The organism is Microbacterium sp. Leaf161 (genome assembly GCF_001423645.1).
Classification (GTDB): Bacteria; Actinomycetota; Actinomycetes; order Actinomycetales; family Microbacteriaceae; genus Microbacterium; species Microbacterium forte.
The window spans coordinates 2,159,963-2,178,914 of sequence record NZ_LMOW01000001.1; the positions used below are offsets into that span (position 1 = coordinate 2,159,963).

Genomic DNA, 18,952 nt, shown 5'->3' on the forward strand with positions numbered 1-18,952 from the left:
ACATGAACCGGAAGGAACAGATGTCTGGTCCAACAAGCGCCTCAGCCACGAGCGGTTCGACACGTCAGCGTGACGGAGCGCCGGGTAGCGCCTGGCTTGGCGGTGTCGTGGTCGGGATTGTGCTGCTCGGTGGTTCCATCTGGATACCGCAATCCGACCGTGAAGCAGGTGAGGATTCCTGGTTCTGGTTCAAGCGCACCGTCGAGCAGGTGGCGGCGAACCTCGCGGTCGATGGGTGGCCGATGATCGCTGCCTCGATGGGGGCGCTCGCGCTAGTGGTGACCATCGTCGCGTTCGTGGGGTCATCGAAATGGACAGTCACCTCTGAATCGAAACGCCACACGCTTGCGGAGGCGGCGTGGGCTCTCACCCTTCTCGCGTCAGGCATTGCGACATGGGTGAGTAGTGCGGTATTCCTCATGGCGGTGCCCTTAAGCCAGCTGTCGAAGGCCGCGTCGGGAGCAGGCATGGATGGGGAGTCCTTTGGCTCGTTCCGGGACGCCTTGAGCAGCCAGTCCCGCCTCCTTGTTCTCGGCATGGTGGGTCTCGGCGTGCTGATGTCGTGCAGGTACGCGGATCGAGCGTTGAGAGCCTGGATTCGAGTCGACGACGACGACGCTGTGCAAGAACTGAGCGCGTTGGAACAGCGTCTAAGTGAACGTGTCAGTCTGCGGCAGGTCGCCTGCAGGCGGCGAGGAGAAGAGTGGGTATCCACGCGCCGCACACAAATGCTCGCGACTGCGTTAACCGTTGGCGCAGCGTTTGCGTTCGCTGGGGCCGGCGCCCTCGTGAACACCGGCGTCCGACTGATCGCTGGGCGCCCCGTCAACTTCCTCGGTCAGGTCGTCGGCCTGGCTAGCTTCCTCCTGGTCTACACAGTGATCGTGGGCACTGCGGTGTACGCATGGCGAAAATCACTGTGGACCGCGTCAAGCGATGGACAACGCTCCGCGAAGTTCTGGCAGCGCACCCGCACCCGTCTCTGGGTCGTCTTCGTCGCGGCAGGCGTGATCCCCGCGCTCGTCCTTTGGGCCTTCTTCAGTCTCGATGGGCCGTGGGGATGGGGTCGTGCCGCCTCGGCCGTGATTGTCATGGCTGCATTCGCCGGCGTCGCGGTTGTACTGGCTCGCTACCGCGGGGCGTACTCCTGGGACGATGTCGCAGTGCGGGTGGCCATCGAGGAACTGACGAGCGGCATTGACGCTGACCGGAAGAGGATCGCAGATCTTGAGAGTCGAGCATGAACCATTGGCAGCCGCGCGCTATGGGGAGTGCGGGCTTCGCGTTCACCTTCTGCGACTTCGACTTCAATCGCGCATCCCGGGCTCATGGGAGCGCCGCTGGCAGAGTCATCCCGCCGGAGGGATGGGCAATCGGAAGAGTCGGTCTGATTCATGCCCGCTGGGACGGTCACGGCCTTCGCGTGGAGGCTGATGACCTGCTAGAGGGCGGCTCAGTCGCGAGCGACCTCGTCCGGATGCTCGACGATGGTCGGCTTGTAATCGGTCACGGCATCCTCACGGCCGATTTCCGCGCGCTTGCAATGGTCACGGCGGTACCGGATTCACTTCTCGAGAGAACGGTGGACACGTTGGCGCTTGTCCATCGGCTTAGGGACGGAACATTCCCAGCAGGATGTGGGCTGGGAGACTTGGCCCGTAGCAATCTAGGGCTGCACAGATCGAAGCCCACGATGCATCAGCCAGCACCTTGGGTAAAGCGAGGCCAGCCGAGCCCAGCCTCCACTCGCGGTTCGCACGACCCGCGCGACGACGCATTCCTGGTCGCCCAGCTTTGGCTACACCTTGTCGAGAGTCGGGGGGTGTCGTGGGCCGCAGCTGAACCCGGGTGGGCCTCGAACTGGGGCAACGCATCATGGTCGGGGTCTCCCGCTGGGGAAGCAACTCTGGCATCCGAAGACCTAGACGCCCTGATTGGCCGGAGGAGGCAGATCGAGTCGGTTGAATGGAAAGAGAGGGTCCGCACAGCTGGGCAAGTGCTTCTTCCGACGACCCGCGATCAGGTTGCTGCTGCTTTGGCTGCACGAGGTGCCCGCGACCTCCCCGCCCCGGGCGCACTGGCCGGGTCAGCGACAGGAGCGATTCTCTGGGAAGAGATTGCGCTCAGCCTGCAGGGGGCCGGCGAGTTGCCAGGCGACGAACGATTGTCGGACGAGAAGAGAAGCGCCGGCTTCAACGGCATCAAGTACGAGTCAAAAAGATCCTGCAGGACTAAGCCTGGGAAGGGGCGTCAGCCCCAATGCCTGAGCAGGGGGCGCTGCGGCGGCACCGCACCTTCGAGAGTTGGTGCAGGAAGCGCACTATCTCGACGGACAGGGCGTGGAGATAAGCATCGTCGATGCCTCCTGCTGCAGATGACCTTGGTTCCTGACACTGCGCAGTTGTTGCATGCCACGAGCGGCGCAGAAATGCTGACTTCACGCGAGTGGGACGTACCCAAGCCCTAGACGAGGGGCGACAGAGGATTATCTCGCTCGACCCGGAGGATCGTTGAAAAGAAGGGGGCGCGGGAGGCGCGGAAACACGCGGCTGTACGAGATCCACGAACAACTCACCAGAGAAGTTCCTCGGCCATGCGAGGTCGACGCTGAACAGTTCGCACACGATGAGAAACGCCCCCGCACCGCGGGGGCGTTTCTCGTCTCTGTTCTGGCGGAGTCTTCTTCCGCTGCCCGGTGGCGGCGAGGATCTGCCGTCCTAGCCGACGCTCACGACGTCAGGCCTCTGCTCGGCGGAGAGTGCGTCGGCACCGTTCCGGGTGGCCTCGGCATCGGAAAGCGGCGGACGGCGCGGCCACCAGAAGCTGTCTTTGGTGATGAAGGCGAGCGCCGGGACGATGACGGTTCGCACGAGAAGAGTATCGATCAGCACGCCGATGCAGACGATGATGCCGATCTGCGTCAGCGTGATGAGTGGCAGGACTCCGAGCACGGCGAACACCGCGGCGAGCAGGATGCCGGCGCTGGTGATCACGGCGCCCGTCGCGGCGAGAGCTCGAATCATTCCCTGCGTGGTCCCGAGGTGCGCGGCCTCCTCCTTCGCTCGCGTGACGAGGAAGATGCTGTAGTCGACGCCGAGAGCGACGAGGAACAGGAAACTGAACAGCAGCACGTTCGTGTCGATGGCGGGGAACTCGAAGAGCGGTGACTGGAAGAGCCACCAGCTCAGCCCGATGGCCGAGAAGAAGCTGGCGACGACGGCGATCAGGAGCAGCAACGGGGCGACGAATGCACGAAGGAGAAGGACGAGGACGACGAAGACCAGCGCAAGGATGAGCGGGATGAGGAGCGCCTGGTCGCGAGCCTGCGCATCGGCGACATCGAGCGCCTGAGAGTCGAGGCCACCGACGAGGCCCTCGCCGGATCCGACGTCGTCGAGGGCGTCGCGCATGCGCTCCACCGTCGCGAACGCCGCCTCGGTCTCGGCACTGGCATCGAGGGTGACATCGATCCGTGCCAGCTCATCCGTCGTCTCTCCCATGGTCGCCGAATCGACGCCGTCGAGATCTCCGAGGGCAGAAGTCGCTGCATCGGCATCATCGAGAGGGACGACCACGATCGCGGGGGAGGTGGTTCCGGCCGAGAATGCGTCGGCGAGAACCTCCTGACCCTGCACCGCCTCAGGCTTCTGCAAGAAACGGTCATTCTGCGACAGCCCGGTCTGCACGAACAGCAGGCCGCTGGCCATGGCTCCGAGCGCCACGAAGCCGACGGATGCCACCAGGACCGGCCGCTTGGACACTCCGCGGCCGAGCTTGCCCCAGATGCTGCGCGAGATGGCGTCGGGCGAGTTGAACCGGGGGATGTAGGGCCAGAACAGACCGCGACCGAACAGCACCAGGGCGGCGGGGAGCACGAAGAGCGCGAAGAACATGGCGACGAGGATCCCCACGGCGCACGCCAGCCCCAGCGCACGGTTGCCGGCGATCTCGGCGAGAAGCAGAGTGAGGAGCGCGAGTGCGACGGTCGATCCGCTGGCGATGATGGCGGGACCCGCTCCGCGAAGAGCCTGTTGCATGGCTTCCCTGCGATCCTCGTGCAACCGCAGTTCATCCCGGTATCGGGCGATGAGCAGGAGTGCGTAGTTCGTTCCCGCGCCGAAGACGAGCACCGACAGGATGCCGGTGATCGACGCGTCGAGCTGGATGCCTACGGCGCCGGCCACCTGTCGCGCGACGATCCCGGCAAGGGCGTCTGCCAGCCCGATGACGACCAGTGGGACGATCCACAGCCAGGGGCTCCGGTAGGTGATCAGAAGAAGCACCGCGACGACGATGACGGTGGTGAGCAGCAGGGTGAAGTCCGCTCCGTCGAAGACAGCGGCGATGTCGACTTCGAAACCCTCTGCGCCGGTCAGATAGACGCGTACCCCATCGAGGTCTGTGGCGGAGATGTCGCGGATCTCCTGTGCGCGGTCGGACTGTGCGGCGACGTCGGGCTCCGGCTCGAGGGGCACGATCACCAGTGCGACCGTTCCGTCATCTGAGATCTGCGCGGGTGGGACGGCACCGTCGCGTGAGAGATCCGCCAGATCGCCGAAAGCCTTCTCATTGATCAGAGCGAGGGTGTCAGCGTCCAGCTCGCCATCTTCGGCGGCGAACACGACGAGCGCAGAGGTCGCCTCCGCACTCGTGAACTTCTCCAGAAGCTCATCGACCTTGACCGATTCCGCCGACGAGGGGAGCCCCACGGAAGGGGCGGTTTCGGACTCCTCGCTCCCCGCGAGCGCGAAGAGCGCGGCGGCTGAGACGGCGGTCACGACGAGGATGATCCACGACGTCTTGGCGGACGTCAGGAAACGGGTCAGAGCACTCACGAGAATTCCCCACCTTGGATAGTAGTTCGAAAGTCTAATTATATGACTATCGAAAGAGAGTAGCGATATCGTGGAGGTCATGCAAGCGAGCGAGGGTCCATCACCGGAGGCCGAGAGAGCGGCGTTCGCGCCTGCCCGACCGGCGACGGCGCTGCTGCGGGACTTCCTCGAACTCAGCGAGCTGTTCGAGTCCTCCCTCGCCGACGAGCTGGGCGTCAATCCCACCGACCTCCAGGTCATGGAGCACCTGATCATGAGCGGGCCGCTCGCTCCGACCGAGCTCGCTCGGAGAGTGGGGCTCTCTGCGGGAGCGACCACCACGTCCGTCGATCGACTCGTCGCGCTCGGGCATGTGTCTCGAGAGCCTCGGCCGAACGATCGTCGCGGCATCCTCGTCGCTCCCCGCCCCGAGTCGCGCGACAAAGCGATGGGTCGCCTGATCCCCATGATCATGGGTGTCGATGCGGAGCTGGACTCCTTTACGCCACAGGAACAGGACGTGATCACCAGGTATCTCCGACGGGTCACTGAGTTACTGCGCGCACACGCCGGCGCCGACCCGTCGGGTCCACGCTGAGATTTCTAGACAGTGTTCAGAAATCCCTGGACACCTCGGAACGGCAGGCGCATAATCTGATCCACAGGACATGGTCTTAGCAAAGGAGCACGCCATGAGCGATCCGAATGAACCGACAGAGCTGTTCGACTCGGCGTCGGGGCCGACCGGTGCCTCGATCACCGATTGGACAGACCTCGGGCGGGAGATGTGGGCCTACCTCACCGGTCGAGGAGCCGCCGTCAACTACACGTTCGACGACATGACCGTCGAAGTGCCTCGGGATATCGGGCCTGATGCGCCGCGGGCGACCTGGAAGTTCAACGGCACGCTCCGGGTCACGACCAGCGACAGCGCGTCCGGTGGCGCGGGCTCGATCTGAGCACGAGCTTCTCCGATGATTCGCCTCGATATCGACCTGCAGGTCGAGCAGGCCAGCCCCGACGGCGGCCCTCCGACACGGTTCAGCGTCAGGGCTGAGGGTCAGGAGGTCGTCGTCTCCCTTGAATCCACCCCGGGACTCGGAAGCATGAGCCGTCGAGACCTGACTCAGCTCGTGCCGCTCGCCGATGGGCTCGCGCGACGCGGAATCCGTGTGCGCGTGGAAGGGCCGCGGGGGACTCTCGTTCAGTTCGGGGATGTGAAATCGGGGCCCATGGGCCGGGCGATCGCCGGATCCTCGCACATCAAACTGGGGCATCTCTCGACGCTCCTGTCGGAGGCGCAGCATCGGGAACGCGGCAGCGGCTTCCGGCTTCCCGTCCCTCCCTCGACGCCGTTCCCCCTCGTCCCCACAGTCGCCCGGAGAGTTCGGCGGCGAGTCACGACGACCCATTACATTCCCGGCTCGGGTCGTCCGCGGTTGATCTTCGCGGTCGGCTCAGGCGACTGGAACTCCAGCAGGCCGCGTGAGTTCGCCCTGCTCCCGGGGCGCACCGTCATCGGTTCCGGACCGGACGCCGACCTCCGGTTGGAGGGACTCGAAGCCCGCCACGCCGAAGTCCGTCACAATGAGGACGACGAGTACGTCCTCTACTCGTATGCGGCGACCGGCGGCGGTCGACCGAATCTGCCGCACAGCACGGAGAACGCCAGGATCCTGCGCACCGGATCTCGCATCGAAATAGGGCCATGGCGCCTGGCGTACTACCGCGAGGAGTTCGCCGACCATGGGCGTCCCTTCGGCGGACGGCAGGGAGGCGAGTACGAGTTCCAGAAGCAGCAACCGGTGCGTCCGTACGGATCGGGCGAGCTCGGCTGACTGATTCCGTCCATCGGAGGGGAGCCGCATGGTGTTGGGGTGCTGAGGATGCGGCGCGCGCGTCGTCAGCAGCGTTGTGCGGCGGCTACAGTCTCAGGCGAACCATCTACGAAAGAGGCGCTGCTGATGACTGACCAGACGAGGCTCGCACAGCTGGAGAAGGAGCACGTCGAACTGGTCGTGCGGCGATTCGACCGAGCGGACGCGTGGCGACTCGGGCGCTCCATAGCCGAGCGCGCGCTGGCTCAGGGAGCTCCCGTCGCGGTCGATGTGCGCACTGCGTCGGGCGTCCTGTTCCACGCGTCGCTGCCTGGCGCGACGGCTGACAACGACGCCTGGGTGCAGAAGAAGGCAGCGACTGCCCTGAGGTTCGAGACCAGCACTGCGCTGCTCGAAGCACGCGTCGCCAGCGGCGGGCGTGACATGTTCGAGCCGGGATGGCTCGACGCCGTCACCTATGCCGTCGCCGGCGGCTCTGTGCCTGTCCGTGTCGAAGGGGTGGGCGTCGTCGCCGTCGCGACGGTGTCGGGGCTTCCCTCAGCGGATGATCACGACCTCGTCGTCGAGGGGATCACGGCGCTGGGACTGCTCGTCGGGTGACGGGCGAGTCGGGTGACGCAGTGAGGCTGCCCAACGTCGTCGGTGCGCGAACGCCCGATGACGACTGGGTCCATTCCGCCCGCGGTCAGGGGCCGATCTGGACCTCGACGTATGGATAGTGGCAGTCGCCGGTCGCACCGGCCTGCTCGCAGTCCTGATCGGGCGCGAGCATCAGCAGCGCTGGTCCCGTGAAATCGGGTGGCAGGTCTACCGAGACGGAGGCCGCTCCGATCTCGAGGCGTGAGCCGGTCGTCGTGTCACCACTGGAAGTGCGGACGATCAGTTCGCCCGCCCACTGCTCGTCGATGCTGCACCCGGCAGGATCGACGGATACTGTGACGGTCTGTCCCGCCCGCGGCGACGGGGAGTCGACCGTCAGCAGGATCACCGACTCCTCGCACGCTCGCGAGGAAGCGGAGGGAGCGTGCGCCCCGGTCTCGGTGCCTGGTGCGTCACTGCTCGTACCGTGCTGACTCGGACCTCCGGCGGTCTGCGGTGAACACCCTGCGAGTCCGGTACTGAGCAGGAGTGCCACGAGCAGTGCGTGTAACGGGTGCCGCATCGAGTTCCCCATGACTCTGAGTGTCGCGACCCGAGGGATCGTCTCAGTAGTCGGGGTGCAGGCGCAGCCGCGAGGCGATCTGTGCGGCCTGCTCGGCGGGCGTCAGAGCGATGTCGATCTCGATCGCCCTCTCGTCGTGTTGCAGCGGCTCCAGGGTGGCGAACTGCGAGTCGAGAAGGGTCGTCGGCATGAAGTGGCCTTCCCTGCGCAGCATCCGATCGAGGATCAGCTCGCGCTCGCCCGCGAAGTGCACGAACGTGACCGCGTCTCGGCGCAGGACGTCGCGGTAGCTGCGCTTCAGGGCCGAGCAGGTGACGATGCCGGGCTCGCCGGCCTCGATGCGCTCGTCGATCCATTCGGCGATGAGGTCGAGCCACGGCCAGCGGTCGTCGTCGTCGAGAGCATGGCCAGCGGCCATCTTGGCGACGTTCGCCTCGGGGTGTAGATCGTCGCCCTCTTCGAAGGCCCAGCCGAGGCGTCCGGCGAGCATGGCGGCGACGGTCGATTTTCCGGTGCTGGCGACGCCCATGAAGACGAGGACGGGTGCGTTGACGGACATCATGGTGCGCTCAGACGAAGAGGCTCAGGACGAGGACCCCGGCCAGGCCGGTGACCGAGATGAGGCATTCGAGCACCGTCCACGACTTCAGAGTCTGCGGGATGCTGAGGCCGAAGTACTCCTTGATGAGCCAGAAGCCCGCGTCGTTGACGTGCGACAGGAACACCGATCCCGAGCCGATCGCGAGCACGAGCAGCGCGACCATGGGCGAGTCGAGGGTCTCGGTGAGCGGCTGCAGGATGCCGGCGGCGGTGATCGTCGCGACGGTCGCCGATCCGGTGGCGATGCGGATGACCACGGCCACCAGCCACGCGAGGATCAGCACCGAGACCGAAGACCCGGAGACGAACTCGGCGATCACGTTGCCGATGCCGGTGTCGACCAGCACCTGCTTGAACCCGCCACCGGCGCCGACGATCAGCAGGATGCCGGCGATCGGGCCGAGCGACGACCCCACGATGTCGTTGATCTTCGTGCGGTCGAAGCCGGCGCCGCGTCCGAGGATGAAGAAGCCGGCGAGCACGGCGATGAGCAGTGCGATGACCGGCGTGCCGAGGAAGTCGAGAGCGAGCTTCCAGGGGGCATCCGACCCCGCGGCCGAGATGTCGGCGACAGCCTTCGCGAGCATGAGGAAAACCGGCAGCAGGATGCTGAAGAGCGTGGCGCCGAACGAGGGGCGACGACGCTGCTCGACGCCCTCGTCCTCTTCGGTGACGAACAGCTCGGGCACCGGCACATCGACCCAGCGCTCCGCGAAGCGTGCGAACAGGGGACCCGAGATGATCACGGCCGGGATCGCCACGATCACACCGAAGGCGAGGGTGAGGCCGAGGTTGGCACCGAGCGCGTCGATCGCCGCGAGAGGACCGGGGTGCGGCGGCACGAGGCCGTGCATGGCGGAGAGGCCCGCAAGCGTCGGGATCGCGATGCGCATGAGCGGCGCACCGGAGCGGCGTGCGACGAGGATGATGACCGGCACGAGGAGCACGAGGCCGACCTCGAAGAACATCGGAAGGCCGATGACGGCGCCGATGAGTCCCATCACCCAGGGCAGCGAACGCGCGCTGGCGCGGCTGACGAGCGTGTCGACGATGCGGTCGGCGCCGCCGGAGTCGGCGAGGAGCTTTCCGTAGATCGCGCCGAGTGCGATCAGGATGCCGACTCCGCCCATGGTGGTGCCGAAGCCCGTCGAGAAGCTGGTGACGGACGCGGCGATGTCCATGCCGGCGATCGCACCTGTGGCGAGCGCGCCGATGGTGAGCGACAGGAAGGGATGCAGCTTCACCCAGGTGATGAGGACGATGATGATCGCGATCCCCAGCACGGCGGCGGTGATCAGCTGACCGGCGGGGCGGTCGGGGGCTGCGGTGTCGGCGGCTGCCATCATGAGCGCGTCGGCGGCGGGGGTGAAGAGTGCCATGAGCTTCCTTGATCCGGGCGTGGTTTACGACCTTATGCCGTACATAATAAGCACGCATACCATGTCATGCGCAACATAAACGAAACAATCGTGTGAGACGTCCCACGTCACCGAGTCGCTGCGGGCATACTCGACATATGACCATCGCCGGCCCTGCAAGCCCCGTCCACGACTCGCTCGTCGCGGAGCTCGGTCGCGCGATCGTCGATGGGGAGCACCCCCCGGGCTCGCGCATGCTCACAGTCGAGCTCGCCAGCGAAAGAGGTGTCTCACGCTCCGCGGCGCGGGAAGCAGTGCGGGTCCTCGAGTCCTTCGGCCTTGTCTGGGTGCGTCGCAAGTCGGGGGTCGAGGTGCGGCCCCGTGCCGATTGGAACGTCTATGCCCCTGAGGTGATCGCGTGGCGGCTCGCAGGACCGGGCCGCGACGAACAGCTGCGCGAGCTCAGCCAGCTGCGCTCCGTCATCGAGCCACTCGCTGCCGGCCTCGCTGCAGGCACGGCCACCTCCGAGCAGAAGGTCGACCTCGTGTCGCTCGTCGTCGCGATGGGGCAAGAAGACCACGAGGCCGATCGCGAGCGCTATCTGACAGCCGACATCCGATTCCACAGGCTCCTCCTCGAGGCCTCGGGCAACGGGATGCTCGCCGCGCTCGGCGGCACGGTGGAGGCGGTCCTCCGCGGGCGCACCGCTCATTCCCTCATGCCTCACGTGGCCGACCAGAACGCGGTGCAGTGGCATCGCGATGTCGCGTTCGCGGTGGCGAGCGGCGATGCGGATGCGGCGGCTGTCGCCATGCGCAACATCGTCTCGGAGGCTGACGAGGCCATGCAACGCGCCGCTGAGTAGTCCGACCGACTGCATCGGTGTCTCGGGAGGCGGGGGAGCCGCAGACCGCCTGAGAGTCAGGATCATGAGGGGGGCGCACGCAGCGCGCGCCTGCTCGTGCACTCACCCCGGCCGCTGCGGGGGTCTCGTGATGGCGATGTGCGGACGGAGGCGGCCGAGGGGTTCATAGACTGGTCGGATGCGAGCGCTCACCGAGGCAGACATCCGTGCGTCCTTCGTCAACGCGGATGCGGACGAGCTGAGGGTCATGGAGATGCCCCTCGATTTCGTGCTGATCGACTGGGACTATCTCGACTTCTTCGCATGGCGCGATCCGAGCGCTGGGCGCCGCGGTTACGTCCTCACTCAGCGCGACGGGGAGATCTCCGGAGTCGTCCTCCGAGTCTCCGACCCCGGCCGCGGGCGTTCGGGCATGTGCAACATCTGCCACACGATGCAGCCCGGAAACCAGGTCGCGCTCTTCTCGGCCCGACGAGCCGGCGAAGCCGGGATGCGCGGAGATTCAGTGGGAACCTACATCTGCACTGATCTCTCGTGCCACGAGAACGTGAGGCTCGCACACCCCCTCGCCCCCAGCGAGGTGCTGGCACCCGGACAGGTGGACATGCGCCTTGACGGCACTCGACGGCGTATGGAGGCTTTCACCAAGCGGGTGCGGGACGAGCGCTGATCGCGGTTAGCCTGGTGGCCAACGTCCTGCGCTCGAAGGAGAAGCCATGAACGACGCCATCCTGTTCGCCGTCGATGAGGGACTGGCCAGGCTCACGCTGAACCGCCCCGCGAGGCTCAATGCTTTCAACGCCGATCTCGCGCACGCCTGGCGGGATGCGACGGCAGAGGCCACGTCGCGGTCAGACGTCACGGCGATCCTGATCGACGCGGCGGGTCCCGCGTTCTGCGCGGGTGGCGACGTGATCGACATGGCGACGACGATGGGGTCAGCCGACGACATCATCGCGCTCGCCGAAGTCATCAACACCGGCATCCGCTCCTTGGCGGAGTCCGCAGTGCCCGTGGTCGCCGCAGCGCATGGCACCACGGCGGGCGGTGGACTCGGCATCCTTCTCAGTAGTGACTACGCCGTCGTCGGATCGCGGTCTCGCCTCGGCAGTCTGTATGCGAACATCGGGCTGACCCCCGACCTCTCGGTCTCGGCCCAGCTCGCTCGAGCCGTCGGACAGCGTCGAGCGCTGCAGCTGGTGCTGCAGGACCGCCTGCTGTCCGCCGCTGAGGCCGTGGAGTGGGGCCTCGTCGCAGAGGCCGTCGAGGGGGCCGGCTCCGCGGACGAAGCCGATCTGGTCCGAGTCCGTGCCGAGGAGGTCGCACGCTTCTGGCTTGCCGGGGCGGCGGAGGCCTACGGACACGCGAAGCGACTCGTTCGCTCGCAGCCCGAGCGGACGTTCGCAGAGCAGCTGAGCGAGGAGGCGCGGTCGATCGGGGCCGCCATGGCGACGCCGGACGCCCAGGCCCGGATCGCCGCATTCGCCGCCTCCTCCGCACGCAAGAGCTGATCACTGCACGTGAGCCGGTTCGCCCCGATGTATCCACGGATCGCGCCGCCACTGCTGCCCTCGCGCCGGCGCATGCAAGGATGAACGCAACGCCGCCCAACGAGAGGAACGCGATGACGCAGCCGGAGATCTCCCCGCAGCCCCCTGTGCCGGTCGAGAAGAAGAACATGTCCCTTCTCATCAGGGGGGCGATCTGGATCGCCATCGGCGCGCTCATCGCCGCCGCGCTCGTCTGCGTCGTCTGGGTGCTGGTCGGTGATCAGGACGGATTGATCGGCCGGGCGTTCCTCACCATCCTCCTGCTCGCCGCATTCGCAGGCATCGCGATCCTCGAGGCAGGACTCGCGCCGAACCGTCCCGACTGGCTCGCCCTGTCGAGCATGGTCAGCTGGATCGTCGCTCTGTTGGTCGGAGCCGTCAAGATCTGGCTGCCGGAGGACGATCAGTTCTTCACCGGTGCCGAGCGTTTCTTCCAGCTGCTCCTGGTCGTGGGAATCCTCCAACTCGCGCTGTTGCATGTGCGGCTGTTCACGCCGGCTGCCCAGCGACACGTGACGACGTTCACCCGGATCATCTACATCGCGACGATCGTGTTCCTCGGTGGTCTTGTGGGCATGCTGATCTTCTTCCTCACGTTCCCGAACACGTTCGACTACGGCGAGCTCTACTGGCGCATCGTCGTGGCGCTCACGATCCTCGCGGCGGTGGGGACCACGTTGATTCCCCTGCTGAACGCTCTGTTCGCTCCTCGCAAGCCTGCAGGCCCCCGGGCTGCCGACGCTCACGGCGTCGCTGCCGCCCCCGCATGGCCGACATATGCCGACGGTCGCACCCCACTGCCTGTGCTGCCTGACGGCTCGCCGGACTGGAACGCTTACTACACCGGTCACCCGTCGGCTCAGGCTCCGCAGGCGCCCCGGCAGGCGCTGCCCGCACCCCCCGCCCCGCAGCCGTTCCCGGTCGCACCTTTCCCGACTGCCCCTGAGCCGTACTCGCAGGCGCAGCCCGCGCCTCCGGTGCCGCAGGCGCCCGCTGCCTATCCGCCGGCTCCGCCGTTCCCGCCGCAGTGAGCCTCGAACTCGAGCTCGTCGACCTCGCCTCTCGGATCGCACGCGAGGCCGGCGACCTGGCGCGCTTGCGTCGCGCCGAGGGCGTGCACCTCGCCGCGACGAAGTCGACGCTCGCAGACATCGTGACCGACGCCGACCGCGAGGTCGAGATACTCATCCGTGAACGGCTGCGGGTCGCTCGGCCGGGCGACGGCTTCCTCGGTGAGGAATCCGAGGCCGAGCGGGGCGAGAGCGGAATCACCTGGGTCGTCGATCCGATCGACGGCACGGTGAACTACGCCTACGGGATTCCCTCCTACGCGGTGAGCATCGCGGCGGTGCGCGGCAGCGCTGTCGCGGGGGAGTGGGAGGCGCTCGCCGCGGCCGTCTACGCCCCGGCATCCGCAGAGATGTTCACCGCGGCGACGGGCCACGGCGCATTTCTGGAAGAGACGAGGCTTTCGGTCACGACCGAGACGCCGGCCGGTGCGCTGTTGGCGACCGGCTTCGGCTATGACCCGGCGACGCACGACGGCGACCTCGCCACAGTACGCAGGATCATGCCGATCGCCAGGGATCTCCGACGCGCCGGTTCCGCCGCGCTGGACCTCGCGTTCGTGGCCGCCGGACGCCTGGACGGCTACTTCGAGCGCGGTCTGAAGCCCTGGGATCACGCGGCGGGCGCGCTTCTCGTCGTGGAGGCCGGAGGCAGCGTCTCGCTGATCGACCGGGACTCGATGAGACCCATGCTCATCGCGGGTGGAACCGAGGTCCACCGACGCGTGCTCGATATTCTTCGCGATGAAACGTGAACGATTCATGGCATTCACAGGTGGATCAGGCTAGGGTTTATCCGATCGTTACTTTCATCGGCCCGAATCGGTGAAGGTCGTAAGCGCCCCCGAGCTTGACGTTTTAAACCCGAGAGAATCTGACTTGCCCTTCGAGAATCCCCAGGCTGCCTCTGCGCCCACGCGCCGGTCCAGCCGTCCCCGCACTGCGGCCTTCGAGGCCTCTGCGGCAGGAGTGACGGAAGCCGTCTCCGAAGCTGCACCCGTATCCGAATCCGCGTCCGTCGCATCCGAGACCCCGATGTCGCGCCGCGCCGCCCGCCAACGGCTGAACACCGCAGAGGTGCTCATCACGGCGACCGCCGTCGCCGCAGCGTCAGCAGCATCCGATTCCGCAGACGTCGTCGCGGTGAAGCCGACTGAGGCTCCCGAGGTCGTCGTCGAGCCGGTCGTGGAACCTGTCGTCGAGCCTGCGGCTATGCCCGCGATGGTCGAAGACGCTGATTCAGAGCCTCTGCGCGCCGAGCGCGACGACGCCGGTGACCGCCGTCCGAGCACCGATGACGCGTTCGAGACCGCGGCCCGCGCATTCCGTCGCGTCGCCTCGGAGAGCGCGTCCGAGCCGACAGTCGAGCCTGACGCCCCTGCGGCCGAAGAGACGCCTGTCGAGCACGTCGCCCGTCGTCGTCCATCGGCGCGCAAGTTCCTCACGGTCGGTGCGACCGTCGGTGTCATGAGCCTGGCCGGACTCCTCGCGGTCGGAATGACCCTTCCGGCTGAGGCCGTCGCCGCAGTGCAGGGCTCGCCGTCGCTCGCGGCCACGTCTCTCGTCGCCGCATCGGGCTCCAAGTCGGCGGACAGCGCTGACGATGAGATCCAGGCCTTCGTCACGTCCTCCGACGTGCAGAACGAGTCGCTCGCGCGCTCCGACAGCTTCTCGACGGTCTCCTTGATCCAGGTGGCGTCCGAAGAGGGCATCAACTACTCCAACGAGGTCTTCACCAACGACGCAGAGGCCGCCATCCAGTGGCCCTTCAAGGTCGGCGTGGGGATGAGCTCGGGCTACGGCATGCGTTGGGGCCGCCTTCACGAGGGCATCGACTTCGTCCCCGGCGAAGGTGCGCCCATCCAGGCGATCGCCGACGGTGTCGTGCGCATCGCCACCGAGCAGGGTGCTGCATACGGCGTGACGGTCTACATCGATCACGTGATCGACGGACAGATCGTCACGAGCCACTACTCGCACATGCAGTACGGTTCGCTCCAGGTCAAGGCCGGGCAGACCGTGAAGGTCGGCGACATCGTCGGTCACACCGGAAACACCGGCCGCTCGTACGGCGCGCACCTGCATTTCGAGATCATCATCAACGGCAGCACCATCGACCCGCTGCCGTGGCTGCGAGAGAACGCGGGTCGCACCTCGTATTGACACCTCGATTTCATGAGGACGCCACAGTGATGGTATTCTCGTGTGGTTGCCCCGCGAGGGGCAGCACGCCCCGATAGCTCAGTGGCAGAGCACTTCCATGGTAAGGAAGGGGTCGTCAGTTCAATCCTGACTCGGGGCTCACAGCGTTCGTATCTGCGATGCGGATGCGGTGTGGCAGGGTAGCTCAGCTGGTCAGAGCGCACGACTCATAATCGTGAGGTCGCGGGTTCAAGCCCCGCTCCTGCTACAGATCAAGACCCCCGGTTTTCCGGGGGTTTTGTCGTATCCGGACTCAGGGAGCGGCCTGCCCCGACCCGCGCGCGCTCGGTGAGCTGCGCATACATGTACATGTCCCGTGGTCGCCCGTCGATCCTCTGCCAGGCCTTCAGAAGGCCCTCGCGTTCATAGCCTGCGCTCTCTGCCACGCGCCAGGATCCTTCGTTGGCCGGCTCCACATAGAGCTCGAGACGGTCGAGGCGTTCGAGAGTCGATGCCCACGACGTCAGGGTGGCGAGAGCGTCGGCCGCAAAGCCGCGCCGGCGCTGTGACGCAGCGACCCAATATCCGACGCTCGCGCGCGTGCGACCGACCGGAAAGAGACCGATGTGACCGACCGCGCGATCATCGAGGTCTGCGATCGCGAACGCGTAACCCGCGCCCGACTCGAGCCTCTGATGCTGACGACGGATGAACGCCAGGGCCGCGGTCTCGTCGGGGGTCCGCGGGACCGTGGTCACGAGCGGGATGAGCGTGTCGCGCGACGCCTCCTGCACGAGGGGGACGTCCGTGTCGCGCCATGCACGGAGCCGCACCTGTCTGCCGGAGAGAGTCGGAAGGAGGAGAGGGGCATCGCTCATGATCCGATGGTCGCACGACGGCCATCGGAACGGTTGCTGCACGGCACGACGATGTCAAGGGGATGCCGGCTCGGGGCCCGACCCGGTCACACTGATCGTCCGATACCCCGACGATAGGAGCGATCATGTCAGACCCTCAGGCAGGCCCGGACGAAGGTGCCGAGATCGACGCGACCGGCGTGGACGCCGATTTCGTGACGAACGACCCGGATCCCGAGATCGACCCTGCGACCCCCGGTGAGGATCAGAAGGCTGACGGCGACAACGCCGATCACCCTGACGAGCTCGAGGTCGGCGACCTTCCCTGACACTGCAGACACCACGGGCCCGCTCCTCGATGTGAGGAGCGGGCCCGTGGTCTGTGAGAGAGGCGTCAGCGAGCGGTCGGAGGGGCGTCGCTCTCGGCCGCGACATGCGCCTTGCCATCCGAGCCGGCGGCGGTCCGGACGGGCGTTCCTCGTTGCTCGGCTTCGAGGCGCTCGGCCTCCTCGCCGCTGATGGCCTCGCCTCGGGCGACGAGCCCGGCCTGATCAGACAGCGGGATCTGCTTGAGGAACAGCGACAGCACGAGGGCGAGCACGATGAACGGCACGAGGAACCAGAACACCGGAGCGAGAGCATCCGCGTAGGCCGTGACGATTCCGTCTCGCACCTCATCGGGAAGCACGTTGAGCGTCGCCGGGTCGATGGTCGACGCCGCCTGCGATGCGTCCTCGGGCGATGCCCCGGCGTCGGCGAAGACGCCGAGCAGGTTCTCGGTCAGGCGGGTGGTGAAGATCGTGCCGAACACCGCGGTGCCGAGCGAGGCGCCCACCTCGCGGAAGTAGTTGTTCGTGCTGGTCGCGGTGCCGATCTCGCCGGCGGGGACGGCATTCTGCACGACGAGGACGACGACCTGCATGATCAGGCCGAGCCCTGCGCCGAACACGAAGAGGAACGCGCAGATCAGCCAGATCGGCGTCTCGGCCGAGAGCGTCGTCATCGCCACCATCGCGATGCCGGTCAGGATCGTGCCGACGATCGGGTAGACCTTGTACCTCCCGGTCTTCGAGATCGCGATACCCGAGAAGATGGATGTACCGATCAGTCCGACCATCATCGGGATCATCAGCAGACCAGACGCGGCGGCCGACGTGCCGGACGACATCTGCAGGAACGTGGGCACGAAGCCGATCGCCGCGAACATGCCGATGCCGAGCACGAGTCCGATCGCGGTGGCGTTGACGAAGATCGGGTTGCGGAAGAGGCTCAGCGGGATGATCGGATCCTGCACCTTCGCCTCCGTGATCACGAAGGCTGTCGCGGCCACGACGAGACCCGCGCCCCAGGCCCAGGTCGCGAGCGAATCCCAGCCGAACTCCTTGTCGCCGCCGAAGTCGGTGAAGAAGATCAGGCAGGTGGTCGCGATCGACAGGAAGATCACGCCGAAGATGTCGATCGGCTTCTGAGCCTTCTTGCTCGGCAGCTTCAACGCGACGAGCGCGATGATGAACGCTGCGATGCCGACGGGGATGTTGATGTAGAACGCCCACTGCCACGTCAGGTGGTCGACGAAGAAGCCTCCGAGCAGCGGACCGGCCACCGCAGAGAGACCGAACACGGCGCCGAGCGGACCCATGTACTTTCCGCGTTCGTTCGCGGGGACGATGTCGGCGATGATCGCCTGCGACAGGATCATGAGTCCGCCGCCGCCGAGGCCCTGCAGCGCGCGGAAGGTGACGAACATCCAGAAGTCGGTGGCGAAGGCGCAGCCGACCGACGCGAGCGTGAACAGCGCGATCGCGACGAGGAACAGGTTGCGTCGGCCGAGGACGTCACCGAACTTGCCGTAGATCGGCATGACGATCGTGGTCGCCAGCAGGTAGGCGGTGGTGATCCAGACCTGATGGTCGACGCCGCCGAGCTGTCCGACGATCGTCGGCATGGCGGTCGAGACGATCGTCTGGTCGAGGCTCGAGAGCAGCATCCCGGCGATCAGGGCGCTGAAGATGATCCAGATGCGCCGCTTGGTGAGCAGGAACGGCGCGTCCTTGGTGGCTGTGGCGGACATTCAGTCGGCTTTCTGTGATGGTGCGAACACGGCGCGAGCGATCTCGAGGCGACGCCTGACGAGATCGCTGAAGGAATCGGTCGAGTGATGGTGCAGCAGTTGGTCCATGCACAGGCGCACCAGCGCGCCGACGGTGTGGACCATGACCTCGGCGTGCAACTCGGCATCGGCGGCGCCCTCGCCGCTTCGCCGCACGACGAGCTCCATGTCGCGACGCTCGTTCTTCGCCAGCTGCTCGAACGCGGCCTTGAGCAGCCGAGGCTCCTGCTCGATCACCGCGAACATGGCCGGCGCGTCATCGAGCGGGTTGAAGAGCTCGAATCGGGCGATCGTCAGTCGGATGAAGTCATCGAGCAGCTCGCCGCTCTGGGTGACGAACTCGGCTTCGAGAGCCTCCTGTCGGAAGTCGATCGCGGCGAACCCGAAGACGGCGTTCTCTTTGCTCTCGAAGTAGTTGAAGAACGTGCGCCGCGAGACGCCCACTTCGGTGCAGAGCTCCTCGACGGTGAAGCCGGCGAAGCCGCGTTCCGTCGTCAGGCGGCGCGCCGCATCGGTGAGCGCGCGAGTCGTCTCGCGCCTGCGCTGGTCTCGCAATGACTCTGCACTCTCATTCATAGAGTGCAATAT

Annotated in this window: 19 protein-coding genes and 2 tRNA genes; 14 read left to right on the forward strand and 7 right to left on the reverse strand. The window is 66.4% G+C overall.

The window, feature by feature from the left end:
- Positions 1-2 precede the first annotated feature (2 nt).
- Positions 3-1,244, forward strand: a complete 1,242-nt coding sequence (locus ASF87_RS10335; RefSeq protein ID WP_157550052.1) for a hypothetical protein — start codon at positions 3-5, stop codon at positions 1,242-1,244.
- Between the two features lie 1,473 nt (positions 1,245-2,717).
- Here ASF87_RS10335 and ASF87_RS10340 read toward each other — a convergent pair.
- A complete protein-coding gene (locus tag ASF87_RS10340) occupies positions 2,718-4,835 on the reverse strand; it encodes an MMPL family transporter (protein ID WP_056375769.1) in 2,118 nt (705 codons plus the stop codon).
- 79 nt (positions 4,836-4,914) lie between these two features.
- Between ASF87_RS10340 and ASF87_RS10345 the strand changes: the two genes are divergently transcribed.
- The 4 genes from ASF87_RS10345 to ASF87_RS10360 all read left to right on the forward strand — a co-directional run bounded on the left by ASF87_RS10345 (position 4,915) and on the right by ASF87_RS10360 (position 7,252).
- Complete coding sequence (locus ASF87_RS10345) at positions 4,915-5,412, forward strand: MarR family winged helix-turn-helix transcriptional regulator (protein WP_082508899.1); 498 nt, start codon at positions 4,915-4,917, stop codon at positions 5,410-5,412.
- A gap of 94 nt (positions 5,413-5,506) precedes the next feature.
- Positions 5,507-5,773, forward strand: coding sequence for a hypothetical protein (locus ASF87_RS10350; protein ID WP_056375770.1), 267 nt, complete (start codon positions 5,507-5,509; stop codon positions 5,771-5,773).
- 15 nt (positions 5,774-5,788) lie between these two features.
- Positions 5,789-6,652 (forward strand): FHA domain-containing protein, encoded by an 864-nt coding sequence (locus tag ASF87_RS10355; RefSeq protein WP_056375771.1) that lies wholly within the window; start codon positions 5,789-5,791, stop codon positions 6,650-6,652.
- Between the two features lie 126 nt (positions 6,653-6,778).
- Entirely contained in the window at positions 6,779-7,252 is a 474-nt protein-coding gene (locus ASF87_RS10360; RefSeq protein WP_056375772.1) for a heme-binding protein, read from the forward strand.
- 85 nt (positions 7,253-7,337) lie between these two features.
- Here the strand turns inward: ASF87_RS10360 and ASF87_RS10365 are convergent, their stop codons facing one another.
- The 3 genes from ASF87_RS10365 to ASF87_RS10375 all read right to left on the reverse strand — a co-directional run bounded on the left by ASF87_RS10365 (position 7,338) and on the right by ASF87_RS10375 (position 9,793).
- Positions 7,338-7,640 (reverse strand): hypothetical protein, encoded by a 303-nt coding sequence (locus tag ASF87_RS10365; RefSeq protein WP_056375773.1) that lies wholly within the window; start codon positions 7,638-7,640, stop codon positions 7,338-7,340.
- Positions 7,641-7,857: 217 nt separating this feature from the next.
- Entirely contained in the window at positions 7,858-8,373 is a 516-nt protein-coding gene (locus ASF87_RS10370) for a gluconokinase (RefSeq protein WP_056376453.1), read from the reverse strand.
- Between the two features lie 10 nt (positions 8,374-8,383).
- Positions 8,384-9,793, reverse strand: a complete 1,410-nt coding sequence (locus ASF87_RS10375) for a GntP family permease (protein ID WP_442922801.1) — start codon at positions 9,791-9,793, stop codon at positions 8,384-8,386.
- A 137-nt stretch (positions 9,794-9,930) separates the two neighbouring features.
- On the opposite strand from ASF87_RS10375, the gene ASF87_RS10380 reads away from it, so the two are divergent.
- The 8 genes from ASF87_RS10380 (at position 9,931) to ASF87_RS10415 (ending at position 15,665) form a co-directional block, all read left to right on the forward strand.
- Positions 9,931-10,638, forward strand: coding sequence for a FadR/GntR family transcriptional regulator (locus tag ASF87_RS10380; RefSeq protein ID WP_056375774.1), 708 nt, complete (start codon positions 9,931-9,933; stop codon positions 10,636-10,638).
- Between the two features lie 178 nt (positions 10,639-10,816).
- On the forward strand, positions 10,817-11,308 hold the full coding sequence (locus ASF87_RS10385; protein ID WP_056375775.1) for an FBP domain-containing protein: 492 nt from the start codon (positions 10,817-10,819) through the stop codon (positions 11,306-11,308).
- A gap of 46 nt (positions 11,309-11,354) precedes the next feature.
- Complete coding sequence (locus ASF87_RS10390; protein ID WP_056375776.1) at positions 11,355-12,149, forward strand: enoyl-CoA hydratase/isomerase family protein; 795 nt, start codon at positions 11,355-11,357, stop codon at positions 12,147-12,149.
- Positions 12,150-12,316: 167 nt separating this feature from the next.
- A complete protein-coding gene (locus tag ASF87_RS10395) occupies positions 12,317-13,219 on the forward strand; it encodes a hypothetical protein (protein WP_157550054.1) in 903 nt (300 codons plus the stop codon).
- Positions 13,216-14,010 (forward strand): inositol monophosphatase family protein, encoded by a 795-nt coding sequence (locus tag ASF87_RS10400; protein WP_056375778.1) that lies wholly within the window; start codon positions 13,216-13,218, stop codon positions 14,008-14,010. Before ASF87_RS10395 ends, ASF87_RS10400 begins: the two co-directional genes overlap by 4 nt.
- Positions 14,011-14,134: 124 nt before the next feature.
- Positions 14,135-15,418: a M23 family metallopeptidase gene (locus ASF87_RS10405; RefSeq protein WP_056375779.1), complete on the forward strand. Its 1,284-nt coding sequence runs from the start codon at positions 14,135-14,137 to the stop codon at positions 15,416-15,418.
- A 67-nt stretch (positions 15,419-15,485) separates the two neighbouring features.
- Positions 15,486-15,557 (forward strand) — tRNA-Thr (locus ASF87_RS10410).
- 34 nt (positions 15,558-15,591) lie between these two features.
- Positions 15,592-15,665 (forward strand) — tRNA-Met (locus ASF87_RS10415).
- 4 nt (positions 15,666-15,669) lie between these two features.
- Here the strand turns inward: ASF87_RS10415 and ASF87_RS10420 are convergent.
- Positions 15,670-16,275 carry a GNAT family N-acetyltransferase gene (locus tag ASF87_RS10420; protein ID WP_082508834.1) on the reverse strand — a complete coding sequence of 202 codons (606 nt, stop codon included), beginning with the start codon at positions 16,273-16,275 and terminating at the stop codon, positions 15,670-15,672.
- A gap of 125 nt (positions 16,276-16,400) precedes the next feature.
- Between ASF87_RS10420 and ASF87_RS10425 the strand changes: the two genes are divergently transcribed.
- Positions 16,401-16,583 (forward strand): hypothetical protein, encoded by a 183-nt coding sequence (locus ASF87_RS10425; RefSeq protein ID WP_056375780.1) that lies wholly within the window; start codon positions 16,401-16,403, stop codon positions 16,581-16,583.
- Positions 16,584-16,648: 65 nt separating this feature from the next.
- Here ASF87_RS10425 and ASF87_RS10430 read toward each other — a convergent pair whose 3' ends face one another.
- Together ASF87_RS10430 and ASF87_RS10435 are read right to left on the reverse strand one after the other, a co-directional pair.
- Positions 16,649-18,325: an MDR family MFS transporter gene (locus tag ASF87_RS10430; RefSeq protein ID WP_056375781.1), complete on the reverse strand. Its 1,677-nt coding sequence runs from the start codon at positions 18,323-18,325 to the stop codon at positions 16,649-16,651.
- Positions 18,326-18,940, reverse strand: coding sequence for a TetR/AcrR family transcriptional regulator (locus ASF87_RS10435; RefSeq protein WP_056375782.1), 615 nt, complete (start codon positions 18,938-18,940; stop codon positions 18,326-18,328). It abuts the gene before it with no gap.
- Positions 18,941-18,952 lie beyond the last annotated feature (12 nt).